Source organism: Kitasatospora sp. CM 4170 (assembly GCF_032110285.1).
GTDB classification, from domain to species: domain Bacteria; phylum Actinomycetota; class Actinomycetes; order Streptomycetales; family Streptomycetaceae; genus Kitasatospora; species Kitasatospora aburaviensis.
On the sequence record NZ_CP134877.1, the window covers coordinates 204,100 to 216,482 of the forward strand.

12 protein-coding genes are annotated in these 12,383 nt (G+C 73.6%); 6 read left to right on the top strand and 6 right to left on the bottom strand.

What is annotated here, in order from left to right; translation table 11 throughout:
* Positions 1-33: 33 nt before the first annotated feature.
* Genes RMN57_RS00955 through RMN57_RS00975 form a run of 5 tightly spaced genes read right to left on the bottom strand, consistent with a single transcriptional unit; the run spans position 34 to position 5,619 of the window.
* Positions 34-822, bottom strand: a complete 789-nt coding sequence (locus RMN57_RS00955) for an HPF/RaiA family ribosome-associated protein (protein ID WP_313761408.1) — start codon at positions 820-822, stop codon at positions 34-36.
* A 27-nt stretch (positions 823-849) separates the two neighbouring features.
* Positions 850-1,845 carry a carbamate kinase gene (locus RMN57_RS00960; protein WP_313761409.1) on the bottom strand — a complete coding sequence of 332 codons (996 nt, stop codon included), beginning with the start codon at positions 1,843-1,845 and terminating at the stop codon, positions 850-852.
* 2 nt (positions 1,846-1,847) lie between these two features.
* On the bottom strand, positions 1,848-2,852 hold the full coding sequence (gene argF, locus RMN57_RS00965) for an ornithine carbamoyltransferase (RefSeq protein ID WP_313761410.1): 1,005 nt from the start codon (positions 2,850-2,852) through the stop codon (positions 1,848-1,850).
* Between the two features lie 25 nt (positions 2,853-2,877).
* Positions 2,878-4,101 (bottom strand): arginine deiminase, encoded by a 1,224-nt coding sequence (locus RMN57_RS00970; RefSeq protein ID WP_313761411.1) that lies wholly within the window; start codon positions 4,099-4,101, stop codon positions 2,878-2,880.
* Between the two features lie 18 nt (positions 4,102-4,119).
* Positions 4,120-5,619, bottom strand: a complete 1,500-nt coding sequence (locus RMN57_RS00975; protein WP_380237174.1) for an amino acid permease — start codon at positions 5,617-5,619, stop codon at positions 4,120-4,122.
* 406 nt (positions 5,620-6,025) lie between these two features.
* On the opposite strand from RMN57_RS00975, the gene RMN57_RS00980 reads away from it, so the two are divergent.
* From RMN57_RS00980 to RMN57_RS01000, 5 genes are all read left to right on the top strand, one after another.
* Positions 6,026-6,904: a universal stress protein gene (locus tag RMN57_RS00980; RefSeq protein WP_313761413.1), complete on the top strand. Its 879-nt coding sequence runs from the start codon at positions 6,026-6,028 to the stop codon at positions 6,902-6,904.
* Between the two features lie 53 nt (positions 6,905-6,957).
* Positions 6,958-7,605, top strand: a complete 648-nt coding sequence (locus RMN57_RS00985) for a hypothetical protein (RefSeq protein WP_313761414.1) — start codon at positions 6,958-6,960, stop codon at positions 7,603-7,605.
* A 59-nt stretch (positions 7,606-7,664) separates the two neighbouring features.
* Entirely contained in the window at positions 7,665-8,063 is a 399-nt protein-coding gene (locus RMN57_RS00990; protein ID WP_313761415.1) for a hypothetical protein, read from the top strand.
* Between the two features lie 170 nt (positions 8,064-8,233).
* The gene (locus RMN57_RS00995) at positions 8,234-8,935 is read left to right on the top strand and encodes a response regulator transcription factor (RefSeq protein WP_313761416.1); all 702 of its coding nucleotides are present in this window, start codon (positions 8,234-8,236) and stop codon (positions 8,933-8,935) included.
* A gap of 106 nt (positions 8,936-9,041) precedes the next feature.
* Positions 9,042-9,425, top strand: a complete 384-nt coding sequence (locus RMN57_RS01000) for a pyridoxamine 5'-phosphate oxidase family protein (RefSeq protein WP_313761417.1) — start codon at positions 9,042-9,044, stop codon at positions 9,423-9,425.
* A 58-nt stretch (positions 9,426-9,483) separates the two neighbouring features.
* Here the strand turns inward: RMN57_RS01000 and RMN57_RS01005 are convergent, their stop codons facing one another.
* A complete protein-coding gene (locus RMN57_RS01005) occupies positions 9,484-11,169 on the bottom strand; it encodes a GAF domain-containing sensor histidine kinase (protein ID WP_313767679.1) in 1,686 nt (561 codons plus the stop codon).
* Between the two features lie 214 nt (positions 11,170-11,383).
* Here RMN57_RS01005 and RMN57_RS01010 point away from each other — a divergent pair, with 214 nt between their 5' ends.
* Positions 11,384-12,262, top strand: coding sequence for a universal stress protein (locus RMN57_RS01010; protein ID WP_313761418.1), 879 nt, complete (start codon positions 11,384-11,386; stop codon positions 12,260-12,262).
* Positions 12,263-12,383 lie beyond the last annotated feature (121 nt).

The window sequence follows — 12,383 nt, forward strand, 5'->3', positions numbered from 1 at the left end:
TCCCCGGCCCGGTCCTCCCGGCTTTCGCACCCGCTACCGCGCGGGCGTGATGAGGCCGTAGTGGCCGTCGTAGCGGTGGTAGAGGACGTTGCCCCGCCCGGTGGCGGTGTCGGTGAAGAAGACGAACGGCAACCCGGTGAGGTCGAGCCTCGACACCGCCTCGGCCACCGCCAGTTCCGGCACCCCGGCAGTGCTCACGGTGAGCCCCGGTTCCGGCTCGCCGGCGGGCCCGGCCGTGGCCAGGCGGTGCCCGCCGGCGTGCTCGTCGCGGTAGACGACGCTGTCGCAGCCGGTGGCGGCGTCGGTGAACAGGTGGAAGTCGTAGTCCATGGCCTCCATCTCGAACACGGCGGCCCGGGCGCTCTGGCTGGGCAGGCTGTACGCCTTGTGCCGCACGATCCGCCGTTCCTCCGGCGCAAGGCCGCGCCGGTGCGGGCAGTGCTCGCGGGCCCCCTCCTCGGTCCACGCTCCGAGGCCGGCCGGGGCGTGGTGGCGGTGGGAGTCGCGGTGCCGGTGCACCCTGGCGAGCCGGTGAGTCAGCCGGTCCTGGAGCAGGTCGACGGCCTCCTGCATGGTCGCGGCCGCCACGTGGGCCCGGACCGGGCGGCCGTTGAGATCCACCACGGCTTGCGCGATGGCGGGCTTGACGACGGCGTGATTGCTCTCCTGGGTGAGCTTCACCCTGGCCGCGAGCACCGGCTCGTGCTGCCGCTCGACGACGGCCAGCAGCTTCGCCTTGGCGTAGTCCGGCGCGGCGAGGGACACCGCGCCGCGGGTCTCGACCTGGATGTCGTGGGCGATCTGCGTGTGCAGACGGTTCATCAGGAGTCCTGCCCTTCGGAGGTGGTTTCAGACTGCCGGGTGCCGGGCGGCACCGTCGTCGGCCGGACGTCCCGCCGGCAAGGCCCTGGGGCCCTTCTCCCCGCCGTTCAGGGCCGCACGGACGGTGGTCCCGGTGGTGCCCAGGACGGTGCCGAGGGCGTTGTCGAGCGGGCCGATGGCGGCCAGGCCTCCGGTCCGTTCCGCGAACGCGGCGGCTGCCTCGGCCTTGGGCCGCATCGAGCCCTCGGGCAGGTCCAGCGCGCGCAGGCGCTCGGGTGTGGTGGTCACCAGCGGGCCGGGGTGGGCGGTGCCGTAGCGGGTGAACACGTGCGTGACGTCGGTGAGGATCAGCAGGGCGTCGGCGCCGAGCTGCTCGGCGAGGAGGGCGGCCGTGAGGTCCTTGTCGACGACGGCCTCGGCTCCCCGGAGCAGGCCGGTGTCGCGGTCACGGACGACCGGGACGCCCCCGCCGCCCCCGCAGATCACCACCGCTCCGCCGGCCAGCAGGCGACGGACGAGGGGCGCTTCGAGCACCGCCCGTGGTTCGGGCGAGGGGACGACGCGGCGGCGGTGGGCGCCGTCCTGCGCGGTGGTCCAGCCGCGCTCGCGCTCCAGGGTCTCTGCCTGCTGCGCGCTGAGTTGCTGGCCGATGAACTTGGTGGGGTGGGTGAACGCCGGGTCGCGGCGGTCGACCTCGGTGTGGGTGACGAGGGCGGCGACCTCCCGTCCGGGGAGCCGGTTCATCAGTTCCCGGGCGAGCAGGGTGCCGATCATGCCCTGGGTCTGGGCGCCGAGCACGTCCAGCGGGTACGGCGCGGTGAGGGCCGGGTCGGTCTCGCTCTCGACGGCGAGCAGGCCGATCTGCGGACCGTTGCCGTGGGTGATCACCACCTCGTGCCCGGCCTCGACGAGCTCGGCGAGCGAGCGGGCCGCCTGGTGGACATGGTGCAACTGGACCTCGGCGTCCGGGTGTTCGCCCCGCTGGAGCAGGGCGTTTCCGCCGAGGGCGGCGACGATGCGCACGGTCAGTCCCTCCCCAGGGTGGCGACCAGGACCGCCTTGATGGTGTGCATGCGGTTCTCGGCCTGGTCGAACACCAGCGAGGCGGGCGACTCGAAGACTTCGTCGGTGACTTCGAGTCCCTCCAGTCCGTGCCGGGCGGCGAGTTCGGCGCCGAGGTCGGTACGGGTGTCGTGCAGCGCTGGGAGGCAGTGCAGGAAGGCCGTGTCCGGGTTGCCGGTCGCGGCGAGGGTCCTGGCGTTGACCTGGTACGGCAGCAACTGCGCTATGCGGTCGGGCCAGTGGTCGTGGTCCTCACCCATCGAGACCCACACGTCGGTGTAGAGGTAGTCGGCTCCGCGTACGGCCTGCGTCACGTCCTCGGTGACGGTCAGGCGGGCCCCACTGTCCAGCGCGAGCGCCCGACACCTGGCGACGCGCTCCGGCTCCGGCCACAATGCGCGCGGCGCGGCGATCCGGACGTCCATGCCCAGCAGGCTTCCCATCACCATCAGCGAGTTGGCGGTGTTGTTCCGGGCGTCGCCGAGGTAGCAGAAGGAGATCTCCTCCAGCGGCCGGCCGCTGTGCTCGCGCATCGTGAAGACGTCGCACAGGCTCTGGGTGGGGTGGCAGGCGTCGGTGAGGCCGTTGTAGACCGGCACTCCGGCGTGGCGGGCGAGTTTGGTGACGGTCCCCTGGTCGAAGCCGCGGTACTGGATGGCGTCGTACATCCGGCCGAGGACGCGGGCGGTGTCGGCGACGCTCTCCTTGTGGCCGATGTGGGAGCTGTCCGGGCCGAGGTAGGTGGTGGTGGCGCCCTGGTCGGCGGCGGCGACCTCGAAGGCGCAGCGGGTGCGGGTGGAGTTCTTCTCGAAGATCAGCGCGAGGCGGCGGCCGGTGAGCCGGGGCTTCTCGGTGCCGGCCAGCTTCGCGGCCTTCAGCTCGGCGGCGAGGTCGAGCAGGTGGTGGATCTCGGCGGCGGTGAAGTCGAATTCGTCCAGGTAGTGGCGGCCGTGCAGGTCGATGCTCATGGCGTCTTCTCCTCTGTGAGGGTGGTCAGTTGGCGGGGTCGCGCTGGATGGGGCAGCTCATGCAGCGCGGGCCGCCACGGCCCCGGCCGAGCTCGGATCCGGCGATGGTGACGATCTCGACGCCCTGCTTGCGCAGGTAGGTGTTGGTGGTGGTGTTGCGCTCGTAGCCGACGACGACGCCGGGTTCGAGGGCGAGGAAGTTGCTGCCGTCGTCCCACTGTTCGCGCTCGGCGGCGCGCACGTCCTGCTCGGCCGAGAGGAAGCGCACCTTGTCCAGCCCGAGGGCCTCGGCGAGCGAGGCGGCGAGGTCGGCGTCAGGGCGGACGTCGAACCCGGTTGGCCGTTCCGGGGCGGGCGTCAGGGTCCAGGAGCGCAGCCGGTCGGCGAGGCCCGGGTACGCGGCGAAGGTGTCCCGGTCGATCATCGTCAGAACGGTGTCCAGGTGCATGAAGGCGCGGCTCTCGGGCAGCCGGACGGCGATCAGCCGGTGCGCGGTGCCGGTCAGGAACAGCTGCCGGGCGAGGGTCTCCACGGCCTGCGGGGTGGTGCGCTCACCCATCCCGACCATTACGACGCCCTCGGCGAGGACGTGGACGTCGCCGCCTTCCAGGGTGGTGCCCGGGGTCTGGACGGTGCCGTCCAGCAGCGGGGGCGCGGTTTCGGCGAACAGCGGGTGGAAACGGTAGATCGCCGCGGTGTGCAGGGTCTCCCGGTGACGGGCCGGGCGGGCCATCGGGTTGAGGCTGTAACGCCCGCCGATCCAGCAGGAGTTGTCGCGCGGGAAGAGGTGGTTGGGAAGCGGCGGCAGGGCGAAGTCCTGCTCCCCCAGCGCGCTCCAGACCAGGCTGTGCGGGCTCTTCAGCGGCAGGTCGTCCTTGAGGACGCCGCCGATCAGGTACTCGGCGAGGGTCGGGCCGTCGAGGTCCTCGCACAGTGCCCGGACCGGGTCGACCAGGGCAGGACCGACGGTGGCCTCGGTGACGATCTGGCCGAGCAGCCAGGCCCGGGCCGGCGGCAGGGCGAGGGTCTCGCCGAGCAGATCGGCGTAGTGGTGGACGCGGACGCCGTGGTCGCGCAGCACCTGGGCGAAGGCGTCGTGCTCCTCGCGGGCCCGCTTGGCCCACAGGATGTCGTCGAACAGCAGATCGTCGACGTTGCGGGGGGTGAGCCGGGCGAGTTCGAGGCCGGGGCGGTGCAGGATGACCTGGCGCAGGCGGCCGGCTTCGGAATCGACACGCAGGGTGCTCATCGGTGGTGCTCCTTGTTCTCAGTGCTGGTGCCGCGGGCGCAGGGCGCGGAGGATGATCGTCGGCAGGCCGACGGGGTGGGCGGTGCGGGCCGGGTGGGCCACCGGTGCGGGGGCGGCCGTGCCGGGGCCGGAGGGCGCCACCGGGGCCGTGGCGCTCCCGCTCCGCTCCCTCTTGAGCCAGATGTAGACCGGGATGCCGAGCAGGATGGTGAACAAGCCGTAGTAGACGGTCTGGTAGCCGCTGCCCTGGATCGACCAGTAGGAGAACACCAGGGCGAGGACGGTCACGGTGACGTCCCGGGCCAGGCGCCGCCGGTGGAGCTCGGCGCGGCCGTGCTGCACCAGCCAGAGCAGCTGGGCGGCCGCGGACACCAGGTAGGGGATGACGGCGGTCAGCACGCTCAGCAGCACGATCTCGGTGAAGACCTTGGTGAACTGCGTGTAACTGACCACGGTGAGCAGCGAGGCGAGCAGGGTGGCCGACACGATGCCGAAGACGGGCACCTGGCCGCCCTGTCCCCGGACCTTGGCGAAGGCGGACGGGAACAGTCCGTCCCGGGCCGCGGCGAGCGGCATCTCGGCGCAGATCAGCGTCCAGCCGTTGAGTGCGCCGAGGCCGGAGACGATCGCGGCGGCGGCGACCAGGTTCCCGGCCCAGGTGCCGCCGGCGATGGTGTTGAACGCGTCGGTGAACGGTGCCGTGGAGCCCGCGAGTTGGGCGTGCGGGACGGTGCCGAAGACGGCCAGGGTGCCGAGCAGGTAGATCGCCGCGCATGCCAGCGTGCCGTAGACGGTCGCCCGGGGCACGTTGCGCTTCGGGTCCCGAACCCGGCCGGCGGCGACCGAGGCGGTCTCCAGGCCGATGTAGCTGAACAGGGCGATGGCGCCCGCCGCCGAGACGGCGCCGAGAGCCGACCCCCCGCTCGCGTTGAAGGCCCCGAAGTTACCGGACTTGACGAACAGCAGTCCGGCGGTCGCCATGAAGCCCAGCGGCAGGAACTTCAGGACGGTGGTGACCACCTGGAAGGCGCCGATGTTCCGCACGCCCGTCAGGTTGACGGCCGCGGGCAGCCAGAGCCCGGCCAGCGCGATCGTGATCGAGGCCCAGGTGTGGTGGCCCTTGTTGGCGAACACCTCGACGTAACCGACCCAGGCCACCGCGATGGCCGCGTTGCCCGCCCAGGCGGTGATCCAGTAGGACCAGGCGGTCAGGAAGCCGGCGAACTCGCCGAATGCCTCCCGGGCGTAGACGTACGGGCCGCCGCTGCCCGGCACCCGCTCGGACAGCCGCCCGAACACCACCGCCAGCGCGAGGGCGCCGACGGTCACGGCGACGAACGCCACCAGGGCGATCGGCCCGTAGGGGGCGAGCGCGGACGGCAGGGCGAACACCCCCGTCCCGATGATGCTGCCGACGACCAGCGCGGTCGCGGCGGGCAACCCGAAGCGTGTGTCGGTTCTCCGTTGCCGCGGGGCCGCCGCGGCGGCTCGTCGATCCGAGTGGTCCGGTGCGGGCATGAGGGTGCTCCTCGGTCAGAGTGGAAGTCCGGGGCGGGCGGCCGCCTTGCCCACCGCTCGCCGAGGAAGATCCTCGGTCCGCCGGGCGGCTCCGCCCCAGGGGCCGACGGTCCCCTTCCCCCGTGCCCGCGGTCCCGGTCCGCCCGCCCGGTGGTCCCGGCCCGGACCGGGACCACCGGGGCCCGGCCCCGTCCCGTCGCGGTCGACACCAGGAGGTACCGCACCCGGGCGCACGGCCCGCCGCTCCTCGCGACCGGGACCACCGCTGTCGTGACCGGGACCACCGGCCCAGCGGCCAGTCCCTTCGGTCCCTTCTCACGCCCGGCGCCCGGACGGGAGATTCGATGGCATGCCGGGCGGCGGCCGTCCGCGCCCGATGCCTTGATCTCACGAGGGGGAAACCACCATGACGCGCTGTGTCCTGATCGGAATCGACGGATCGCCGCAGAGCGAGGCCGCCGCCCTGTGGGCGGCCGCGGAGGCCCGCCGCCGCGGCTGCGCGCTCCGGCTGCTGCACGCCTGGCCGTGGCTTGACGCCGGGAACGAGAACGTCTCCCGGCCCGGCGACCTGCGGCCGAGGGCGTTGGACGCGCTTCGCGGGATCGGCGACCGGATCCGGCACGACCACCCGGACCTGCCGGTGGACGCCGCAGTGATCTCGGACGATCCCGTCGACGGGCTGATCGCCGCGGCGAAGGGGCAGGAACTGCTGGTGCTCGGGTCCCGCGGGCTCGGCGGGTTCGCCGGCCTCCTGGTCGGTTCGGTGGGACTCGCGGTCGCAGCGGGCACGTCCATCCCGACGGTGCTGGTCCGCTCCGGACAGGCACCCGCCGAACGGCCCGCGGCCGTCGATACGACCCGGGAGGTGCTGGTCGGTCTCGACGGCCGTGAACCCGGCGACACCGTCGTCGAGTTCGCCGTCGCCGAGGCGGAGCTGCGCGGCTGCCGGCTGCGCGTCGTGCACGGGTGGGACCTGGTGCCCGCCTGGGCCTACGGGGGCCTGATGCCGCCCCAGGTGGACCCGGTGGAGCAGGAGGCCGCCGAAACGGCCCTGATCTCCCCGGTCCTCACCGGCCTGAGGGCGAAGCACCCCGGCATCGACATCGTCGAAGACATCCGCCTCGGCGGCGGCGCCCGGGCCCTGCTGGAGGCCTCCACCCGTGCCGACCTCGTCGTCGTCGGCCGATGGGAGCACCGTCACCGCCTGGGGCCGCGCCTCGGCCCGGTGACCCACGCCGTGCTGCACCACTGCGCCGCCCCGGTCGTCGTGGTCCCCCACCCGTGAGCCGTGCACACCCCTCGCCAGCGCCCACCCGAGCAGCGACAAGGAGCACCACCGTGGCCAGCACCCACCGCCCCGCCCGGCCCGACAGCCCGCCCGCGCCGCCGTGCGGCCACCTGCGCCGGGCTCTCGGCAGGGAGCGCAATCCGCTCGGCCGTGCCCTCGACCGGGCCCGGAGCCGGGCGGTGGTGCTCACCGCCCTCGGGGTCGCGCTCGCGGCACTCCTCGGGGCCGGGACCGCCGCCATCCATCTCACCGCCGGCCAGCGACAGGCCGCGGCCACGGCCACCCGTCTGCACCGCGTCGACGCCCTGGTGCAGGGCTCCATCCGGAAGGCGGAGGCCACCGTCGTCGAGGGGAAGGCCGTCTATCGCGCCGACGCGGCCTGGACCTACCCCGGCGACCAGCGCAACACCGGCAGCATCGACGTCCCCCGGACCACCAGGCCCGGTGCCACCGTCGGTATCTGGGTCGACCAGAACGGCCGCCCGGCCGCCGCGCCCCCGAGCACCGTCGACCTCGTGTTCGGCGCCGTATGCCTGGGCCTGTTCGTCTTCGGTCTGCTCGGCGTTCTGGCCTCCGCCGGGCTCTGCGCGAGGCTGAGCGCCCTCGACCGTCGGGCCGACCGGGCATGGACGCGGTCCTGGGCCCGGTTGGAGCCCGTGTGGAGCGGCCGCGCCCCGCGCGGCCACCATCACGGCTGAGCGGACACGACAGCACGGTTCCCCCTCCTCCAACCGGCTCCGCCCCCGAAAGGAAGACCGTGCCAGACCGACCCGACACCACCGGTGACATCGCACGGGCCGTCGTCGCCGCCGCGTGCGCCGCACCGGTCGCGTACGAGTCCGAGCCACAACTCCTTCTGCTGACGACCCGCCACGACGGCCGGGCGGACTGGCTGCGCGCGGGCCAGGCGCTGCAGCACGCGCTGCTGCTGCTCACCCTGCGAGGCCTCCGTGCCTCCCTGTTCCACCAGGCCATGGAATGGCCCGACCTGCGGGCCCGCGCAGCGGCCGTGCTCCCGCACCGCTGCACGCCCCAGATGCTGCTGCGCGTCGGCCACGGGCCGGCCGGCTTCCCCACACCGCGACGCCTGCCGGTCCCGCCGGTCACCCGGCGGAGCCCCCTGGCCCCCTCGGTGTCCGACGAGGCCGCCGTGTGACGCACCGGATCCCGCGCTCCTCGCTTCGCCCGTCTGCCCTCGTCCTGCCTCCGGTGTCCCGGACGAAATGGGGGCCGGACGGCCCTAGCGAAACCGCCCCCGGTCACGCCAGACTTCGCGGAGGTTCATGCAGCCTGCCACCAGAGCGGGCCCACGGGGTTGGAGCGGTGATGACGGAGAGTCCAGCGGCTGGGACGAGCGGCTCAGTGAAGGTGTTCCTGCTGGACGACCACGAGGTGGTCCGCCGCGGCGTACACGACCTGCTGGACGCCGAGCCGGACCTCCAGGTGATCGGCGAGGCCGCCACTGTCGAGCAGGCGCTCGCCCGTGTCCCCGCGCTCCGCCCCGACGTCGCGATCCTCGACATGCGGCTGCCGGACGGCGACGGCGTGACGGTCTGCCGCGAACTGCGTTCCCGGATGCCCGAACTGATCTGTCTGATCCTCACCTCGTTCGACGACGAGGAGGCCCTCCTGGACGCCATCATGGCCGGGGCTGCCGGCTACGTCCTCAAGCAGATCAGCGGAACCGACCTGGTCTCCGCCGTGCGCACGGTCGCCTCCGGCCAGTCGATGCTCGACCCCGGCGCCGCCACCCGGCTGATGGCCCGCCTGCGCGGCGACGCCGTCGCCGAACAGAGCTCCTACCTGCCCCAGCTCACCGAACGCGAGCGGGAGGTCCTCGCTCTGGTCGGCGAGGGACTCACCAACCGCCAGATCGGCCAGCGGCTCTACCTCGCCGAGAAGACCGTCAAGAACCACATCTCCCGTCTGCTGGCCAAACTCGGCGTGGAGCGGCGCGTCCAGGCCGCCCTGATCGCCACCCAGACCCTGGCCACCCACGGGCAGCCGACCGGTCGGCCCGGCCGCTGAACCGGCCGCCCGGGACACCGGCCCCACCGACCAGGTCCGGTCGGCATCCTCGCCGGGGACCAACGACCCCTCCCCCGGTGCCCGATGCGGCGACACCATCGATGCCATGACACCTGACACCACGCCACTGGACGGGCGAGAGTGCCGACGGCTCCTCGCCGGCCTCTCGGTCGGCCGGGTCGTCTACACCCTCGGTGCCCTGCCCGCCGTTCAACCCGCCCAGTACAGGATCGGCGCCGACGGCAGCGTGCTGCTGAGCGCCACCGCCGGTTCCGAGCTGGTCCGAGCGGTCTCCGGCGCGCTGGTGGCCTTCGAGGCCGGGGAGCTCGACGCAGCAGACGGCACCGGCTGGAGCGTGACCGTCCTCGGTCGCGCCGACGTCGCACCCGACCGGTCGGCAACCGGTCCGACCGACACGGTCACCGTCCGCATCCTTCCCGAGCTGGTGAGCGGCCGCCTGTTCCCGCCGACCAGCCTGGTCCGACGCTGACCGGATCACCGCCTCCAGCCGATGGACGACACGACGAACGCGGTGCCGAGAGGCCGGGTCAGTGTTGCAACGGCACCGACCAGGACAACCTGGTGCCGCCGGGCTCCGGAGAGGCCAGCTCGAAAACGCCCCCCAGGGTCTCGGCCCGCTCCGCGAGGTTGCGCAGCCCGCTGCGCCGCCCCTGCTCCGGGGTGCCCACACCGTCGTCCTGCACCGTGAGCACCACCCGCGACCCGGTCGCCTGCAGCACCACCTCGACCCGTCCGGCCCGGGCGTGCCGGGCCGCGTTGCTCAGCGCCTCTCCCAGAACCGCCACCACGTGGTCGGCCACCTCCGTGGGCACGTCCGTGTCGAGCAGACCCTCCATGCTCAGCCTGGGCGGGAAACCCAGCGCCGCCTGCGCCTCCTCGGTCACTCGCACCACGCGCGACCGCAGGCCCTGGCCGCCCTTCTCCTCCCGCGCCCGGAGGCCGAAGATCGTCGACCTGATGATCTTGATGGTCTCGTCCAGGTCCCCCACCGCACGCAGCACCCGGTCCGAGGCGCCGGGATGGTCGATGACCCTGGCCGCGCTCTGCAGTGTCATCCCCGTGGCGAACAGCCGCTGGATGGCCAGGTCGTGCAGGTCGCGGGCGATCCGGTCGCGGTCCTCCAGCATCGCCAGCTGCTCGACGTCGCGGCGGCGTTCCGCCAGCTCCAGGGCCAGCGCGGCCTGGTCGGCGAAGCCCAGCAGCGGGCCGATCTCCCGGTCGGTGAACTCGGGCCGGCCTGCCTCCCTGGCCAGCAGCAGCACGCCGTCGATCTGCCCCTCGGCCCGGCCCAGTGGGACCGCGACCGCCGGTCCGAGCCCGGCGAAGCGGCTCGGCCCGGCGGAGAGCCGGGGATCACCGGCCAGGTCCGCCGTGGTCACCGGCACCCCCGAGGCGCAGGCCGCACCCGACAGCGACCCCTCCAGCGGCACCACCAGGCCCGCACGGGCGCCCGTGTCCCCGCCCAGCGCCAGCTCCACCCGCACCGTGCCGGTCCCGTCCACCGGCACGGAGACGTCGGCCAGGTCGGCACCGGTGATCTCCCGTGCCCGCTGGGCGATCAGCTCCAGCACCTCGGAGCGGGATCCGCCGGACAGCAGGGCGCGGGTGATCTCCCCGCTCGCGCTCAGCCAGCGCTGCTGGCGCTGGGCCTCCTCGTACAGCCGGGCGTTGTCGATCGCCACCCCGGCGGCCACGGCCAGCGTGGAGATCACCGCTTCGTCGTCGGCGTCGAACTCCTCGCCGCCCTGCTTGTCGGTCAGGTAGAGGTTCCCGAAGACCTCCTCGCGCACGCGCACCGGTACGCCCAGGAAGCTCCGCATCACGGGGTGGTGCGCAGGGCAGCCGAACGACGAGGGGTGCGCGGACAGGTCTTCCAGGCGCAGCGGCTCCGGGTGGCGGATCAGCTCGCCCAGCAGGCCCCGCCCGGTCGGGTACGGGCCGATCCGGGCTATCTCCTCCTCCGACAGGCCCACCGTGAGGAACTGCGACAGCGTCTCCCCGTCCGGCCCGATCACCCCGAGCGCCGCGTACCGGGCGTCCACCAGGACCGCCGCCGCCTCCACGATCCGCCGCAGCACCTGCGTCAGATCCAGCTCCCGGCCGACCGACAGCACCGCCTCCAGCAGGCTGTGCACCCGGTCCCGGGTGCCCCGGGCCGCGTCGATCCGCGCCTGGAGCTCCTCCAACAGCTCGTCCAGCCGGAGCTGCGGCATCCGTGACCGCACCGTCTCTCCGCTCACGGGCCCCTCCTCATCGCCGAAGTCGCGGCCGATTCTCGCAGACGGCCACCGGGTCCCGGGACCTTCGGCACCGAGGTGGGGCTGCTCGGCCCCTGTGGCCGACCGCCGGAACGGCGGGAGTCTGGTCGCCGGACGGGACCGCGCCTACGGGTGTCGCGGTCCTCCGCCGACCAGGGAGGTCACAGAGATGTCGCACAGCGTGGTGGTGGGGATCGACGGCTCGGCACAGAGTGCGGCGGCGGCCGAGTGGGCTGCCCTTGAGGCCCGCCGGAACGGGCTCGCGCTGCGGATGGTCCATGTCGCCGGCGGCGAGGTGGACGCGCTCGACCGCGACCTCGGCGGCGGCAGCGCGCTGCCGGGCCCGGTGGCCGCGATCCGGGACCGGATCACGGCCGAGCTCCCCGAACTGGCGCTCTCCTGCGAGATCATCCCCGGGAACCCGGCCTACTCACTGGCCGCCACCACCCGACGGGCCACGATGCTGGTCCTGGGCTCGCGCGGCCTGGGCGGCTTCGCCGACCTCCTGGTCGGATCGGTCGGGTTGCGCGCCGCCGCCCGCGCAGACTGCCCGGTGGTGCTGGTCCGCGCCGGCTCGGACGAAGGAACCAGGACGGACGGACCGACCGCGGCGCCCGGAGCCGTCGTCGTGGGCGTCGAGGGCGACCGGCCGTGCGACACGGTGCTCGCCTTCGCCTTCCAGCACGCGGCCGGCACCGGCGCCGCCCTACGGGTGATGGAGAGCCGGGACACCTTCCGCGGCCCGTACGCGACGGCGGCGCCGGTGGACCAACGGGAGATCAGGGAGTCCCTGGCGGCCGCCGAACAGGTGCGGCTGCAGGACGCCCTGACACGCTGGCAGGACAAGTTCCCCACGGTCCGTACCGAGGCAGAGGTGTGTGCCTGGAGCGCGAGCAGGATGCTCGTGGAGGCCTCCCGCACCGCCTCGCTGGTCGTCCTCGGCCGACGGGCTCCCAAGCATCCGATGGCCGGGCCCCGGCTGGGGCCGGTGGCCCAGTCCGTGCTCCACCACGCCCACGGCCCGGTCGCCGTCGTACCGCACGACTGAACCGTCCACCGGCTCCCGGCCGCGGGACCAACCGCGCGCCGGGCCCGGGACCTTCGGCCGAAAGCGGGTCCCATTGGTCGGATCCCCAGGCGCGCCGTACGAGGAAGCCTTGAGGAGAAGG

Coding starts and splice junctions, on each gene's coding strand:
- RMN57_RS00975 (WP_380237174.1), bottom strand. CDS start 5,619: ATGCCCGCACCGGACCACTCGGATCGACGAGCCGCCGCGGCGGCCCCG.
- RMN57_RS01010 (WP_313761418.1), top strand. CDS start 11,384: ATGTCGCACAGCGTGGTGGTGGGGATCGACGGCTCGGCACAGAGTGCG.
- argF (WP_313761410.1), bottom strand. CDS start 2,852: ATGAGCATCGACCTGCACGGCCGCCACTACCTGGACGAATTCGACTTC.
- RMN57_RS01000 (WP_313761417.1), top strand. CDS start 9,042: ATGACACCTGACACCACGCCACTGGACGGGCGAGAGTGCCGACGGCTC.
- RMN57_RS01005 (WP_313767679.1), bottom strand. CDS start 11,169: ATGCCGCAGCTCCGGCTGGACGAGCTGTTGGAGGAGCTCCAGGCGCGG.
- RMN57_RS00970 (WP_313761411.1), bottom strand. CDS start 4,101: ATGAGCACCCTGCGTGTCGATTCCGAAGCCGGCCGCCTGCGCCAGGTC.
- RMN57_RS00980 (WP_313761413.1), top strand. CDS start 6,026: ATGACGCGCTGTGTCCTGATCGGAATCGACGGATCGCCGCAGAGCGAG.
- RMN57_RS00995 (WP_313761416.1), top strand. CDS start 8,234: ATGACGGAGAGTCCAGCGGCTGGGACGAGCGGCTCAGTGAAGGTGTTC.
- RMN57_RS00955 (WP_313761408.1), bottom strand. CDS start 822: ATGAACCGTCTGCACACGCAGATCGCCCACGACATCCAGGTCGAGACC.